Here is a 12,841-nt window from a genome sequence, read left to right on the forward strand (position 1 = left end):
TCACGACATGACACAGGCAGCGGAAACGGATATGGAGCGGGCATTGCCCGAGCGGCTCGTCGTCCTGCTGACCGGTCATCTCGATGCCGAGGTGGCGCCCGAGCAGCTGACCATCGCGACGACGTTCGAAAGCCTCGGGATGGACTCGCCGTCGTTGATGGAACTGGTCGTGGCGGCGGAGCAGGAGTTCGGGATCGTCCTGGCCGAGGGCGAGCTGGACCTGTGCCCGGCCTCCACGCTCGGCGATGCGGCGCGGGCGTTCGACCATGCGGCCTGAGATCGCGGTCACCGGGCTGGGCCTGGTGACCCCCGCGGGACATACGGCGGAGGCGAACTGGGCGGCCCTGTGCCAGGGCCGCTCACTGGCCACCCCGGATCCCGAACTCGCCGGGCTGCCCGTCGACTTCTCCTGCCAGGTGCCCGGATTCGACGCCGCGGCCGAACTCGGCCGGCCTCGCGCCCGGCGCGTGGACCGGTTCATCCAGTTCGCCCTGGTCGCCGCCCGACGGGCCGTCGCCGCCGCCGCGCTGGACACCGGCACATGGCCGGCGGAGCGGGTCGGGGTCGTGCTGGGCGTCGGGGCCAACAGCCTCGGTACGTACGTCACCGAGTTCGGCCATCTCGGCGCGGACCGGCCCGAGCGGGTTTCGCCGCTCGCGCTGCCGCGCAGTGTGCCGAACATGGCCGCGGGCGAGGTCGCCATCGACCTGGGCGCCCAGGGGCCGAACTTCACCGTGTCCAGCGCCTGTGCCTCGGGCGCGACCGCGATCGGTGTCGCGCGGGACCTGCTGCGGTCCGGGACGTGCGACATCGTGCTGGCCGGCGGAAGCGAGTCCGCGCGCTCCCGTATGACGGCCACCTGCTTCACCCGGATGCGGGCGCTGTCCCGGCGGCGCGAACACCCGCAGCTGGCCAGTCGGCCGTTCGACGCGGCACGGGACGGCTTCGTGCTCGGGGAGGGCGCCGCCGTCCTCGTACTGGAACGCCTCGCCCACGCCCACGCCCGAAGGGCACCGGTCCAGGCCATGCTGCGCGGCTACGGCGCCGGCGCGGACGCACACCACCCGGTGGCCCCGCACCCGCACGGGCACGGAGCGGTCCGGGCCATGCACGCCGCGCTGGAGGACGCGGCGTGCGATCCGGGAGACGTGGGCCTCGTCAACGCGCACGGCACCTCCACGTCGCTCAACGACGCGGCCGAGGCCACGGCCCTCACCCGGGTCTTCGGCGAGGACGTGCCGCCCGTGACGGCCGCCAAGGGCGTGATCGGCCATGCTCTCGGGGCGGCGGGTGCGATCCAGGCGGCGTACACGGTCCTCGCCCTGCGCCATCGGGCAGTGCCGCCCGTGGCGAACTTCGAGGGCCAGGACGGCGATCACAAGCTGGACATCGTCGCCGGCCGACCGCGCCCGGTGGCCGAGAGCGCCGGCCTCAGTTGCTCGTTCGGCTTCGGCGGCCAGAACGCCGTCCTCTTGTTCACGACCGACTGCCGATGACCGGGTGCGGGGGACACCGCAGGGGAGCCCGACAGTCCTGAGAGCCCCACCCGCGCATACCGGGGTCCGCACCGTGACGGCGCGGACCCCGATGAGCACGTCCTCCCACGACCGGTCCGCGCCGACGGCCCTCAGCGCAGGAGCCGCAGCGGGAACGCCTGGGCCATCGCGGCCATGCCCGCGTCGTTGGGGTGCAGACCGTCTCCGCTGTTGTACGCGGGGAGCAGCCGGCCGGGCCGGTCGGGGTCGCGGAGCGCGGCGTCGAAGTCCACGACTCCGTCGAACATGCCGCTCGTGCGGATCCACTCGTTGACGGCCTGCCGGGTCGACTCCCGCTGCGGGGTGTGGTAGCCGAGGGTGTCGCCTTCGAAGGGCAGGATCGTCGCACCGAAGATCTTCAGGCCGTGCTGACGGGCACGCTGGATCAACTGCCGGTATCCGTCGATGAGTTCGGGCGCCGTCACCTCATCGGAGGTGGGCGCCGCGACGCCCGGCTGGCCCAGGTCGTTGACGCCGAGGAGGACGGTGACGGCACGTGCCCCGGGCTGACCGAGCACGTCCCGGTCGAACCTCTTCAGACCGCTCTCGCCGAAGTACGCGGCGAAGGACTCGGCCGGCGAACCCGGGACCGGGTTCGGGTCCCGCAGCAGGCGGTTGCCGCCGATGCCGGCGTTCACGACGCCCGTGGCGGCCAGCTGCCGGTCCCCGCGCAGTCGTTCGGCGAGCAGGTCGGGCCAGCGGTGGTTGGCGTCGGCCTCGGTGTGTTCGCCGTCGGTGATGGAGTCGCCGAGCGTCACCAGGGCCGAGTCCGCCGTACCGCCGCCGCTGTCGACGGCCACGCCCGAGAGGAAGTGCCACGACGTGGTGGTCGAGACCGGTATGAGGTCGGGCTTGCCCGTGACATCGCCGTTCGCCACGAAGTTGCGCTGGTACGCCGACGAGTGCACGGTGTCGGCAGGGGTGCGCTGCGGAAGATACAGGCTGATGACGAGGTCGCCGCCCGCGGTCGTGGGCAGCTCGACCGGATCGCTCCAGCGGTACGTGCCCGGTTCGAGGGTCGTCGATGTGCTGCTGTCGAAGCGCAGTGTCCGGTCGGTGCCGGGATCGATGGCCGTCGCCGGACCTTCCGCCGACGGGCGGGCGACATGTGCCTCGCCGATCGCCAGCGGCGACGTGCCGAACTCGTTCGTGAACCGCACGCGCAGGCTGCCCCCGGCGACGGACGTGTGCACCTTCTGCCGCAGCGTCTGGTCCTCGAACACCGTGGAGTCGGCGGCGGGCACAGCGGTGGGCGAGGCCGCCCAGGTGCCGATGGACGTGTCCGTGGCGCTGTGTGCGGCGGGCGCCGGAGCGAGAACGGAGACGAGAGCCGCGAGGGGCAGGCTCAGGAGCGCGCGCATGCGTCTGCGCATAACGGATTGTGCCTTTCATCGGGTGGCCGGGGGACGCGAGCGACCGTAGGGAGACGGCCGAGGGGCGGTCGGGCGGTCAACTGCCTTACCCCGCAGTGCTGATGCTCCCCGACCGGCCCTCAAGGCCGCCTCGATTCGGCCTTGAGACGCCGGGACAGCGAAAGCGCTGCTCCGGGTGGCCGCGCGTCGCCGGTCGTGCTCGGCGCGCCCGGATGCCGGGCGATGGTCGCGGGGCCCGTGGGCCGCCCGGGACCTGTGGGCCGTCGGGCCCGCCTCAGCGACGGCACGGCATCACGCGGTCAGTCACCGTCGTCGGCTCCCCCGAGCTCTCGCGCGAACTCCGCCCACAGGGACGCGTACGTCCACGCCAGGTCGGCCACCAGGTCCAGGCAGTGCGACGGCACCGCCTCGGCCACCGTCAGCAGCTCCCGTCGCTCCACGGCGCTGCGTTGCAGCAGGCGCAGCAACTGGCGGCCGCTGTCCTTGTGCCGCAGTGACGGGTCGCGCAGAAGCTTGTCCATCGGCCTCTCTTCCGCCGAGCGGATCGGCCGGACCACACTCACGGTCTCCTCGGCCACCGTCTCCTCGACCACGCCGTCCCGCGTCCTGGCACAGCTCCTGGTGCCGGCGGCGGGCCGCTTCTGCGGTGAGTCCCGTTCCGGTACGGGGGACCGCCCGGAGGCGAGTCGTTTGCGGACGTCGCTGACCGTCGCCGGTGAGATGCCGACGTGCCGGGCCACCTCGCGCAGTGAGGCCTGGGGGCGCTCCGTCAGCAGTTCGGCGGCCTGCCGGCGGGCCTCGGCGCCGTCCAGCGGCCGGACCTTGCCGTCCCTGCCCCTGCGGGCGTTCACCTCCGCCCTCACGACGGCCGAGGTGGACCGCAGCGCCGCCACGGTCTTGGCGCTGGTTCCCGCGCTGCGTGCCACCGCCCGGTCCGACAGGTGCGGCCACTGGGCGAGGATGCGCTCGGCCGCGGCCCGGCGGTCCTCCCGGGAGAGAGGGAGGCCGTGCGCGATGTTGGACCGGACCGCGAGGAGGAACGCCTCCTCCGCCGCGCCTTCGAAGAATCGCACCTCGATGCTGGTGCGGCCCTTCGCGCGGGCGGCCATGACGCGGTGCATGCCGTCGATCACCCGCATCGTGGACCGCTCCACGAGGATCGGCGGAAGCGCCTCGTCGAGCTCGGCGAGCCGGGCGACGTGCGCGGCGTCCTCCCCTCGCAGGCGGGGAGAGTAGCCGGGCACCAGCGACGAGATCGGCACGGATTCGATGTCCTGGCCGAGGGTCCCTGCCAGAGCCGCCGTGATGGGTGGGGCGTCGGAATCCTCTGGCACCGACTCGAGAAGAAGGGCACGGAAATGGGGCATGTGACTGACTCAGCTCCTCCCGAATTTCAGATGCTTCGGCGCACCGCTGAACCGGGGATGCGGGCGCCGGGCCGGCTCCGGCTTCTGAATGCTCCGGCAAGGTCGCCGAATGGCATCCGTACGTCCGCACGGCCTCCCGGTCCGGCTTCTGCACGGTACACATGTTCGGCATTCACCGGTGACGGATCGCGTGGAGCCGGGAGCCGGAATGGCTGGAGACTCGCTCGAGGGCGGCCGGCGCTCACAGAACGAGTGCACTGCCGTCCGGCAGAACCTCCGCGCCGGCCTGTCGTGCCGCGTCGGCGGCGGACGAGGAGGGGTCGAGGAGGGGGTTGGTGTTGTTGAGGTGGGTGTAGATCCGGCGCAGGCCCGGATGGCGGGCGAGGGCGGCGAGGCTGCCGCCGGGACCGGCCACGGGCAGATGGCCCATCAGGGGCTGTCCGGCGTCCGGGGAGCGCACGGCCGTCCCCAGTTCGCCGGCGCTGAAGAAGGTTCCGTCCAGCAGGGCGCAGGATGCCGAGGCCAGCAGGTCGTCGAACCCGTCCGGCCAGGTGGCCAGGCAGGGGGCGTAGACCAGCACTCCGCCGGTCGCCGGGTCCTCGATGCGGTAGGCACTCACCCAGGGGGCGTCCGGGGCCGGGCTCGCGACGTATTTGGGGGCCTTGGCACTGACGGGATGCGCGGTGACGACGAGCCCGCCGGCCAGTTCGAAGCCGCCGGGGACGGTGCTGTCCTGCCAGTCCCAGGGCGCGTAGCGGTCCAGCAGGCCGCGCAGTGGCAGGTCGTCGGTGAGCGCGCCGCGGACCGGGGGTGCGGCGTGCACGGTCAGGCCCGTGCCGCCGCGCATGATGGTCAGTCCCAGGGTGTGGTCGACCTCGGCGTCGGTGAGCAGCACACCGCGCACGGGGGTGTCGCGCGGGCCGGGGCCGGGTGCCAGCTCGGGGGCGGCGAGGAGTTGGGTGCGGATGTCGGGGGAGGCGTTGAGCAGCCACCACCGGCGTCCGTCGCCGCTGACGGCGACGCACTCCTGGGAGCGCGCGGGCAGTTCGCCGCGGCGGCAGCGGGCGCACAGCGCACAGGCGCAGTTCCACTGCGGGAAGGCGCCGCCGGCGGCGGTGCCGAGCAGGATCACCTTCATGGCGCCACCGGCCGTCGCGGGACGAACGCCGGCGGGGGACCGTCGGTGACCTCCGCCAGCGCCGCGTCGATCAGCGAGCGGTGCGGAGAGAGGCCGCAGGCCGGGTCCGTGGCGGCGGCGTCGCCCGTGAGCTGGAACGCCTGGCAGCGGCAGCCGCCGTGGTCGGTGTGGCGCTCCGGGCAGGTGCGGCACGGTTCGCGCATCCAGCCGGTGCCGCGGTAGGCGTTGAACGCCTTCGACTCGTACCAGATCTCCGACAGCGGTCGGCGCAGCGCGTTCTCCACCGGGAGGGTGGTGATGGCGTACGCCGCGGGGCACGGCAGCACGTCGCCGGTGGGCGTGACGGTCAGCTGGGTGTTGCCCCAGCCGTCCATGCAGGGTTTGGGCCGGTCGTCGTAGTAGTCGGCCGCCACGTAGACCAGTTCGGGGCCGCCCGCGTGCTTCGCGCGGGCGTTTTGGACGGCCTGGCGGGCGGTGGCGAGTTGGTCCGCGGTGGGCATCAGCGCGGCGCGGTTGCGCAGCCCCCAGCCGTAGTACTGGGTGTTGGCCAGCTCGATCCGGTCGGCGCCCAGGCCGACGGCGAGGTCCACGATCCGCTCGACCCGGTCGATGTTGCCTCTGTGCAGGACGACGTTGACGGTGAGCGGGAGTCCGGTGGCGGTGACCGCGCGGGCTGCCGTGAGTTTGGCGGCGTGCACCCGGGCGCCGGCGACCTGGTCGCCCAGGACCGGGTCGGCGTCCTGGAGGGAGAGCTGGACGTGGTCGACCCCCCGCCGCGCCAGTTCCCGGGCGCGGTCGGCGGTCAGGCCTACGCCGCTGGTGACGAGGTTGACGTAGGCGCCGAGCTGCCGGGCGTGGCCCACCAGGTCCGGCAGGTCCGGGCGGGCCAGCGGCTCGCCGCCGGAGAAGTGCATCTGCACGACGCCGAGGTCGCGGGCCTGGGTGAGGATGTCCGACCACTGCTCGGAGGTCAGCTCCTCGGAGCGGCGGGTGAGTTCGAGGGGGTTGGAGCAGTAGGGGCAGTGCAGCGGGCAGCGGTGGGTCAGCTCGATCAGCATCCCCAGCGGGGCACGGGCGGCCGGATCAGCCATCGAGGTCCACCACCCGGCGCTCCGCCAGCCGCAGGAGCAGCTCGCTGACGTCCTCGGCACTGACGCCCTCGTACTCCTGCGCGAGGCGTTCGACGATTCGGCCGAGGCTGGTGGCGCCGTCGCAGTGCGCGAGTACCGCCGCCGCGGTGTCGTTGAGGATCACGACGCGTTCGGGCAGCAGGGCCAGCTCACCGCGTGCCGGATCGCTGGTCAGCCGGACTCCGGGCCGCAGGCGCGGCAGAGTGGGATCGGGCAGGCTGGTCATGACCGGGGGGCTCCGTTTCCCGTGTGGTAGTCGAGCGAGTCCAGAACGGCGGTCAGCACCTGGCACTTGAACGCCAGCGCCCTGACGCAGGCCGCCTGCTGTTCGCGGGTGACGGCGTGCCGTACCACCAGGTCGAGCAGGGAACGGCCCTCGGGGCCCACCACCTCGATCCGCGCGGTGAAGTACTCGAAGCCCTCCTCCGCGATCCACGGGTGGTGCTCCCTGAGCCGCCCCAGCCGGTGGGCGAGCAGGCCCGGGGAGAAGAGCTCGGTCAGCCCTGACGCGGCGGCCTCCAGCCAGGGGCGGCGCCGGGCGAAGTCGACGTAGGCGTCCACGGCGAAGCGCGTGCCCGGCAGGACGAGGCGCTCGTCGAGCACCTCGTCCCGCTCGAGCCCGACCGCTTCGGCCAGACGCAGCCATTTCTCCGCACCGCCCGAGGAGGCGTCCGTCCCGTCGTGGTAGACGATCCTGGACAGCCACTGCCGCCGTACGTCGGGCAGGGGGCAGTTGGCCACGATCGCCGCGTCCTTCTGCGGCAGGCATCGCTGGTAGTACCAGCGGTTGGCCGCCCACAGCCGCAGCTCCCCCTTGTCCAGCTGCCCTTCGTGCATCCGCCGGTGGAACGGGTGCCGGTCCCAGTACGACGGCTCCAGTGCGTGGAGCGCCTGCCGGAATTCGGCCTCGCTCCAGGGGGCGTCGGCCTCACGCGTCACGGACATCGAATGCCTGCGTCCTTTCCTGCGGCGGTGTGTCAGTCGCGGCTGAAGTAGGCGGTGACTTCCATCCCGGTGTCGAAGGAGACAAAATCGGGACGGTGCCATACCTTCTTGGCGCGGATTTCCTTGACCGAGGTTCGCATGCCACAACTCCTTTTCGCAGAACGGTTTTTTTCCGAATGAGCGAGGGCGACAGTAACGATGCCCGCGAAGGGACGGCAATGTCCGGTCCGGTGATTCTCGAGCGGTTCTCGACTCGGGCTCGACCGCGAATCGAGCCCGGTAGTCGATGATTGGCGATGATTCAGGGAAAGCCCGTCCGGCGGAAGGTGCGTGAAGGCGTGTGTCCGTGGCTCCGGGGCCGGTTCGCGCGTGGCCGGGCTCATCCGGTGTCAGCGGCCTTCTCTGGTACGGTGCTGTACGGATGGTGTACACGGAGGAGAGGTAGCCGTGGTTATCGCGGGTGACGACGACATCACCGGGTGATACCCGGATGTCGGCTGCCACCGCTGTGCACGCGGAGTGCGCGGCGCCGTGGCGGTGCCCCCGCGCGCTGTGACCACCCCAGCGGTGCTCCCGCGCTGTGACCACCCATCCCTATGGGCGCCTTGGTGCGCCCGCGTCATCTGCGAGGCATGCGTACATGACCGACGCCAGCATCGTCTGCTCCAACCTCTCCTTCTCCTGGCCCGACGGCACCCCGGTGTTCCAGGACCTGTCCTGGTCCATGGGGGACGGCCGCACCGGTCTGGTCGCACCCAACGGTGCGGGCAAGTCCACCCTGCTCAAGCTGATCGCGGGTGAACTCGGCCCGAACCGCGGGGCCGTGACCGTCCAGGGCCTGCTCGGCCACCTCCCCCAGACCCTGCCGCTGACCGGCGACCTGACCGTGGCCGAGGTGCTCGGCATCGCCCCGGTCGTCGAGGCACTGGACGCCATCGCGTCCGGGGACGTGAGCGAGGTGCACTTCGCCACGGTCGGCGACGACTGGGACATCGAGGAACGCAGCCGTGTCCATCTCGACCGGCTGGGGCTCGGCGACGTCCCCCTGACCCAGCGGCTGCACGCCCTCAGCGGCGGCCAGGTCATCTCCCTCGGCCTCGCGACCCAGCTGATCAAGCAGCCCGACGTGCTGCTGCTGGACGAACCCACCAACAACCTCGACCTGGACGCCCGCCGCAGGCTCTACCAGGTGCTGGAGAGCTGGAACGGCTGTCTGCTGGTGGTCAGCCACGACCGGGCGCTGCTCGAGCGCATGGACTGCATCGCCGAGCTCGAACCGGGTGACCTGCGGATGTACGGCGGCAACTACACCGACTACGAAGAGGCCGTGCGCGCCGAGCAGGAGACCGCCGAGAAGAACATCCGTACCGCCGAGCAGCAGGTCAAGAGGGAGAAGCGGGAGTTGCAGCAGGCTCGTGAGCGGGCCGCGCGCCGGGCCGGTGTCGGCGCCAAGGCCGCCCGCAAGGGCAGCATCTCCAAGATGGCCGCGGGCACGCTCAAGCGGCGCGCCCAGGAGTCGGCGGGCAAGGCGAACGACACGCACAGCCAGCGCCTCTCCGACGCCAAGGCCAGGCTGGACGAGGCAGGCCGGGCACTGCGGGACGACCGCAGGATCTCGCTGGAGCTGCCCGACACCCAGGTCCCGGCGGGACGCACCGTCTTCCTCGGCGAGGGGATCAACGTCCGGTACGGCGAGCGGGAGCTCTTCGCCGGCGAGGGCGTCGCCCTCACCATCCGAGGGCCGGAGCGGATCGCGCTGACCGGCCACAACGGCGCCGGCAAGTCCACCCTGCTACGGGTGATCAGCGGGGAACTCGAGGCGGAGCACGGCGAGTTCAAGCGGGCGCAGGGGCGCATCGCGTATCTCTCCCAGCGCCTCGACACCCTGCCGCTGGACCGCACCGTCGCGCAGTGCCTGGCCGACTACGCGCCGCTCAAGCCCGAGGCGGAGCGGATGAATTTGCTCGCGCGCTTCCTCTTCCGCGGGTCCGCGGCGCACCTCCCCGTCGGGGCGCTGTCGGGGGGTGAGCGGCTGCGCGCCACCCTGGCCTGTGTGCTGGGCGCAGAGCCGGCGCCGCAGCTGTTGCTGCTCGACGAGCCGACCAACAATCTCGATCTCGACAGCGTCGAGCAGCTGGAGGGGGCCCTCAACTCGTACGAGGGGGCGTTCGTCGTGGTCAGCCACGACGAGCGGTTCATCAAGGAGATCGGGGTGAACCGCTGGCTGCGGATGGCCGACGGCCGCCTGTACGAGGCGGGGGCGCCGGGCGATGAGTGACGCGGCCTCGCACGACTCGTACCCCCTGGACCACTCGTACCCGTCGCACCCCTCGGACCACCTCTCGGACCCCTCGGCCCCCTCGGACCCGTCGCAACCCTCGCACCCGTCACACCTCTCGCACCCCTCGGACCCCACCGGCGGACAGGACGTCCTGTCCGCCGACCACCGCTCGGCGCACCTTCTCGCCGAGAACCTGCACTGCACGCTGGGGCACCGCGAGGTGCTGCGCGATGTGTCGCTCACGGTCTCCCACGGCGAGCGGGTGGGCCTGATCGGTGAGAACGGCCGGGGAAAGTCCACCCTGCTGCGCGCCCTCGCCGGCGAGCTCACCCCGCAGCGCGGCCAGGTGGTGCGCGCGGTGACCGGCCAGGTGGGCTTCCTGCCCCAGCAGCCGGACTTCCCGGCCGGCTCCACCATCGAGGACGTGCTCGCACGGGCGACCGCCCGGATCGGGGAGCTGTCCGCGCGGATGCGCGCGGCGGAGGCGCGGATGTCGTCCGGCGAGGGCGACATCGATGCGGTGCTGGAGGAGTACGGCCGCCTCCAGGAGGAGTTCGACCACCGCGGCGGCTGGGCGCTCGGCGCCCGCATCGGTGAGGTCCTCGACGTCTTCGGCCTGGCCGGTCTCGACCGGGCCCGCGGCGTTGCGACCCTCTCGGGGGGTGAGCGGGCCCGGCTGGCCCTGGCCTCGCTCGTCCTGCGCGAACCGGCCGGCCTGCTGCTCGACGAGCCCACCAACCACCTCGACGACCGGGCGGTGGACTGGCTCGTCCAGTGGCTCGCGTCGTACGAGGGTCCGTGTCTGATCGCCTCGCACGACCGGGTGCTGCTCGACACGGCCGTCACCGCCGTCGTCGACCTGGACGGCCCGCACGGCTCCACCGTGCGCCACGGCGGCGGCTACCGCGACTACCTCGACGAGCGCGCCGCGGCGCGGGAGCGCTGGTGGCAGCGGTACCGCGAGTGGAGCAAGGAACTGGCCGAGGCCCGGCGGCGGCTGCACCGCGCCCGCTCGGGCGGGCGCGTCTTCAGCGGCAGGGCCGACAACGACAAGCTGTCCTACGACGCCGCGGGCAGCGGCGCCGAGCGGGCCGTCGCCCGTACGGGCCGCGCCGCCCAACTGCATCTGAGCCGCCTGGTCGAGGAGGCGGTACCGCGTCCGCCGGAGCCCCTGGAGTTCGCTCCCCCGCACGCCGCGGACCCGGCCGGCGAGATCCCGGAGCCGGCCGACGGCGTGCTGTTGCGGGCCACCGGCCTGGCCGTCGGGGAGGTCCTGCGGGCCACGGACCTGGCGCTGGCCGCCGGCAGCCGGTACGTGATCAGCGGTCCGAACGGCGCGGGCAAGTCGACGTTGCTGTCTGTACTGGTGGGCGAGCGTGCCCCGGACGCCGGGGTGGTGGAGCGCGTGCCGGGGCTGCGCGTCGGCTATCTGCCGCAGGACAGCGACTTCGGCGCGGAGCGGCGCGGTCTCCTCGACTGCTTCGCCGCGCGCCGCGCGGCCCATGCCGAGGACGCCGCAGCCGAGCTGACCAGGTTCGGCCTGTTCGGTCCCGAGGACTTCGACACCCCGGCGAACCGGCTGTCCGTGGGGCAGTGGCGGCGCCTGGACCTCGCGCTGCTCTTCGCCCGGCGGCCACACCTGCTGCTGCTCGACGAGCCCACCAACCACCTCAGCCTGGTGCTCGTCGAGCAGCTCCTGGAGGCGGTGGAGCGCTTCACGGGCCCCGTCGTGATGGTCACCCACGACCGCGCTCTGCGCGAGCACCACCGCGACCGGCTCCTGGAGCTGTCCGGCGGGCGGCTGGTGCGCCCGGACTAGTGGCGCTCATCAGCCCCGGCCGGCTCGGAGTGGCGCTGACCAGCCCGGGCCGGCTGGGACGGGGTGTGCCGGCCGGGGCCGCTCAGGCCCGCTCAAACCGACGCGTGAACCGCGGGGAGGCCCGCCCCGGTCGGCGATGCGACGGGATTTCTCCGGGGCCTCGGGTTCGAGCGGGTGGCGTGGTGCCCCTGTCGGCCAGACCGGTTGTGGGGCCTGGACCCGTCCGCGCCCGATCGGCGACAGGCGCGGACGGGGACCTCATTTCGCCAGACATCAGGCAAGGGTGAGGCGGCCGGTGGCCAAGATCTCGTGATTGGCGAAGAGCGCGTCGAGATGGAACCGGCGAGTCAGGTCTGCGGTCCACTTCACGTCGGGCAGATTCTCGTACGCAGAGGCGTGGACGATCCGGGCCCGGCTGGCCTGGGTGAGGATCCACCGGGCCTCCTCCTGGCTGTTGGACGTCCTCGCCCACATGCTCCGCGCAAGGGTCCACAGGTCCTCGCCCTTGGCGGTGTCCGGGGCGGTGACGGCGACGATGCCGATGTCGCCGAGGCCGCGCTCGTCGCTGGACCGTGTCGTGTACGCGACCGTGAGGCCTTCCAGGGGGAAGAGCGTCACCCGGCTGCTGTTATTGATCTCTTCGGGCTGGGTGGGCACCGGGGATTCCGTTCTGTGTCGAGCGGGCGGGCCGCCGAAACTGCGACGACCCGCCCTGGACGGGTCACTCAGCAGCAGGGGCCGTCGCCGCAGCACGTCGGCGCGTTGCAGTCCGCCTTGATGTCCCACAGGGACTCGTCGACCACATAGCCGGCCGCGCGGATCCTGCCGACGACGTCGACCATCGCGGCTCGGTCCCGGAACCGGGACTTCGGGGCGTGGTGGATGTACAGGCCGTAGCGTTCCTCGCACCAGGCCGTGTACTCGGCGCTGTGCAGCATGAACGTGTGCCACGCCGGGTCGACCTTCTGCGAGGGCGACAGACCCTCACCGGTGCGGCCCATCGTCTCCAGAAACGCCAGGCCCTGATCCATCACGCGCTCGGCGACGCCCCGTTCCATGCCGTACTCCTCGGCGCAGAAGTCGGTGAGCCGGTCGAACAGTGCGGGGTCGACGAGCGTGCGCCCGTGGACCAGTTCCGTTGCGAGAGCGGTCATGCGATGCCCTACCTTTCAGTGGTGGGTTTGAACTGATCATTCGTAAGATCGGTGGACCCAGGGGCTCTGGGTATGGCTGCATGCGGTGCGCCGTAGATG

General features: G+C 72.2%; 13 protein-coding genes. 4 read left to right on the forward strand and 9 right to left on the reverse strand.

Translation table 11 applies throughout. The annotated features are described in order from the left end of the window. The first annotated feature begins 7 nt into the window (after positions 1-7). Entirely contained in the window at positions 8-277 is a 270-nt protein-coding gene (locus tag ABT342_RS33995; protein WP_351582316.1) for an acyl carrier protein, read from the forward strand. Then, on the forward strand, positions 267-1,496 hold the full coding sequence (locus ABT342_RS34000; protein ID WP_351582318.1) for a beta-ketoacyl-[acyl-carrier-protein] synthase family protein: 1,230 nt from the start codon (positions 267-269) through the stop codon (positions 1,494-1,496). The genes ABT342_RS33995 and ABT342_RS34000 overlap by 11 nt, the downstream gene beginning before the upstream one ends. 131 nt (positions 1,497-1,627) lie before the next feature. Here ABT342_RS34000 and ABT342_RS34005 read toward each other — a convergent pair whose 3' ends face one another. The 7 genes from ABT342_RS34005 to pqqA all read right to left on the reverse strand — a co-directional run bounded on the left by ABT342_RS34005 (position 1,628) and on the right by pqqA (position 7,628). Further along, entirely contained in the window at positions 1,628-2,896 is a 1,269-nt protein-coding gene (locus ABT342_RS34005; RefSeq protein WP_351582320.1) for an SGNH/GDSL hydrolase family protein, read from the reverse strand. Between the two features lie 311 nt (positions 2,897-3,207). Next, entirely contained in the window at positions 3,208-4,242 is a 1,035-nt protein-coding gene (locus tag ABT342_RS34010; RefSeq protein WP_351582322.1) for a helix-turn-helix domain-containing protein, read from the reverse strand. A 274-nt stretch (positions 4,243-4,516) separates the two neighbouring features. Then, positions 4,517-5,413: a pyrroloquinoline quinone biosynthesis protein PqqB gene (pqqB, locus tag ABT342_RS34015; RefSeq protein WP_351582324.1), complete on the reverse strand. Its 897-nt coding sequence runs from the start codon at positions 5,411-5,413 to the stop codon at positions 4,517-4,519. Beyond that, on the reverse strand, positions 5,410-6,504 hold the full coding sequence (gene pqqE, locus ABT342_RS34020; RefSeq protein WP_351582326.1) for a pyrroloquinoline quinone biosynthesis protein PqqE: 1,095 nt from the start codon (positions 6,502-6,504) through the stop codon (positions 5,410-5,412). Before pqqE ends, pqqB begins: the two co-directional genes overlap by 4 nt. Then, positions 6,497-6,769, reverse strand: a complete 273-nt coding sequence (gene pqqD, locus ABT342_RS34025; protein WP_351582328.1) for a pyrroloquinoline quinone biosynthesis peptide chaperone PqqD — start codon at positions 6,767-6,769, stop codon at positions 6,497-6,499. Before pqqD ends, pqqE begins: the two co-directional genes overlap by 8 nt. Beyond that, positions 6,766-7,488: a pyrroloquinoline-quinone synthase PqqC gene (pqqC, locus tag ABT342_RS34030; RefSeq protein ID WP_351582330.1), complete on the reverse strand. Its 723-nt coding sequence runs from the start codon at positions 7,486-7,488 to the stop codon at positions 6,766-6,768. The genes pqqD and pqqC overlap by 4 nt, the downstream gene beginning before the upstream one ends. A 32-nt stretch (positions 7,489-7,520) precedes the next feature. Beyond that, entirely contained in the window at positions 7,521-7,628 is a 108-nt protein-coding gene (pqqA, locus tag ABT342_RS34035) for a pyrroloquinoline quinone precursor peptide PqqA (protein ID WP_351582333.1), read from the reverse strand. 500 nt (positions 7,629-8,128) lie between these two features. Here pqqA and ABT342_RS34040 point away from each other — a divergent pair, with 500 nt between their 5' ends. Together ABT342_RS34040 and ABT342_RS34045 are read left to right on the forward strand one after the other, a co-directional pair. Further along, positions 8,129-9,766 carry an ABC-F family ATP-binding cassette domain-containing protein gene (locus ABT342_RS34040; protein WP_351582335.1) on the forward strand — a complete coding sequence of 546 codons (1,638 nt, stop codon included), beginning with the start codon at positions 8,129-8,131 and terminating at the stop codon, positions 9,764-9,766. Beyond that, entirely contained in the window at positions 9,759-11,588 is a 1,830-nt protein-coding gene (locus tag ABT342_RS34045) for an ABC-F family ATP-binding cassette domain-containing protein (RefSeq protein ID WP_351582337.1), read from the forward strand. Before ABT342_RS34040 ends, ABT342_RS34045 begins: the two co-directional genes overlap by 8 nt. A gap of 273 nt (positions 11,589-11,861) precedes the next feature. Here the strand turns inward: ABT342_RS34045 and ABT342_RS34050 are convergent, their stop codons facing one another. Beyond that, complete coding sequence (locus tag ABT342_RS34050) at positions 11,862-12,245, reverse strand: hypothetical protein (protein WP_351582339.1); 384 nt, start codon at positions 12,243-12,245, stop codon at positions 11,862-11,864. 68 nt (positions 12,246-12,313) lie between these two features. Then, positions 12,314-12,742: a UCP032817 domain-containing protein gene (locus tag ABT342_RS34055; RefSeq protein WP_351582341.1), complete on the reverse strand. Its 429-nt coding sequence runs from the start codon at positions 12,740-12,742 to the stop codon at positions 12,314-12,316. Positions 12,743-12,841: the final 99 nt, after the last annotated feature.

This window comes from Streptomyces sp. NPDC000410, from assembly GCF_040300305.1.
GTDB lineage: Bacteria > Actinomycetota > Actinomycetes > Streptomycetales > Streptomycetaceae > Streptomyces.

Bases quoted from the DNA above. Each gene is read 5' to 3' on its own strand.
- ABT342_RS33995 (WP_351582316.1), top strand. From the start codon at position 8: ATGACACAGGCAGCGGAAACGGATATGGAGCGGGCATTGCCCGAGCGG.
- ABT342_RS34000 (WP_351582318.1), top strand. From the start codon at position 267: ATGCGGCCTGAGATCGCGGTCACCGGGCTGGGCCTGGTGACCCCCGCG.
- ABT342_RS34005 (WP_351582320.1), bottom strand. From the start codon at position 2,896: ATGCGCGCGCTCCTGAGCCTGCCCCTCGCGGCTCTCGTCTCCGTTCTC.
- pqqB (WP_351582324.1), bottom strand. From the start codon at position 5,413: ATGAAGGTGATCCTGCTCGGCACCGCCGCCGGCGGCGCCTTCCCGCAG.
- pqqE (WP_351582326.1), bottom strand. From the start codon at position 6,504: ATGGCTGATCCGGCCGCCCGTGCCCCGCTGGGGATGCTGATCGAGCTG.
- pqqD (WP_351582328.1), bottom strand. From the start codon at position 6,769: ATGACCAGCCTGCCCGATCCCACTCTGCCGCGCCTGCGGCCCGGAGTC.
- pqqC (WP_351582330.1), bottom strand. From the start codon at position 7,488: ATGTCCGTGACGCGTGAGGCCGACGCCCCCTGGAGCGAGGCCGAATTC.
- pqqA (WP_351582333.1), bottom strand. From the start codon at position 7,628: ATGCGAACCTCGGTCAAGGAAATCCGCGCCAAGAAGGTATGGCACCGT.
- ABT342_RS34040 (WP_351582335.1), top strand. From the start codon at position 8,129: ATGACCGACGCCAGCATCGTCTGCTCCAACCTCTCCTTCTCCTGGCCC.
- ABT342_RS34045 (WP_351582337.1), top strand. From the start codon at position 9,759: ATGAGTGACGCGGCCTCGCACGACTCGTACCCCCTGGACCACTCGTAC.
- ABT342_RS34055 (WP_351582341.1), bottom strand. From the start codon at position 12,742: ATGACCGCTCTCGCAACGGAACTGGTCCACGGGCGCACGCTCGTCGAC.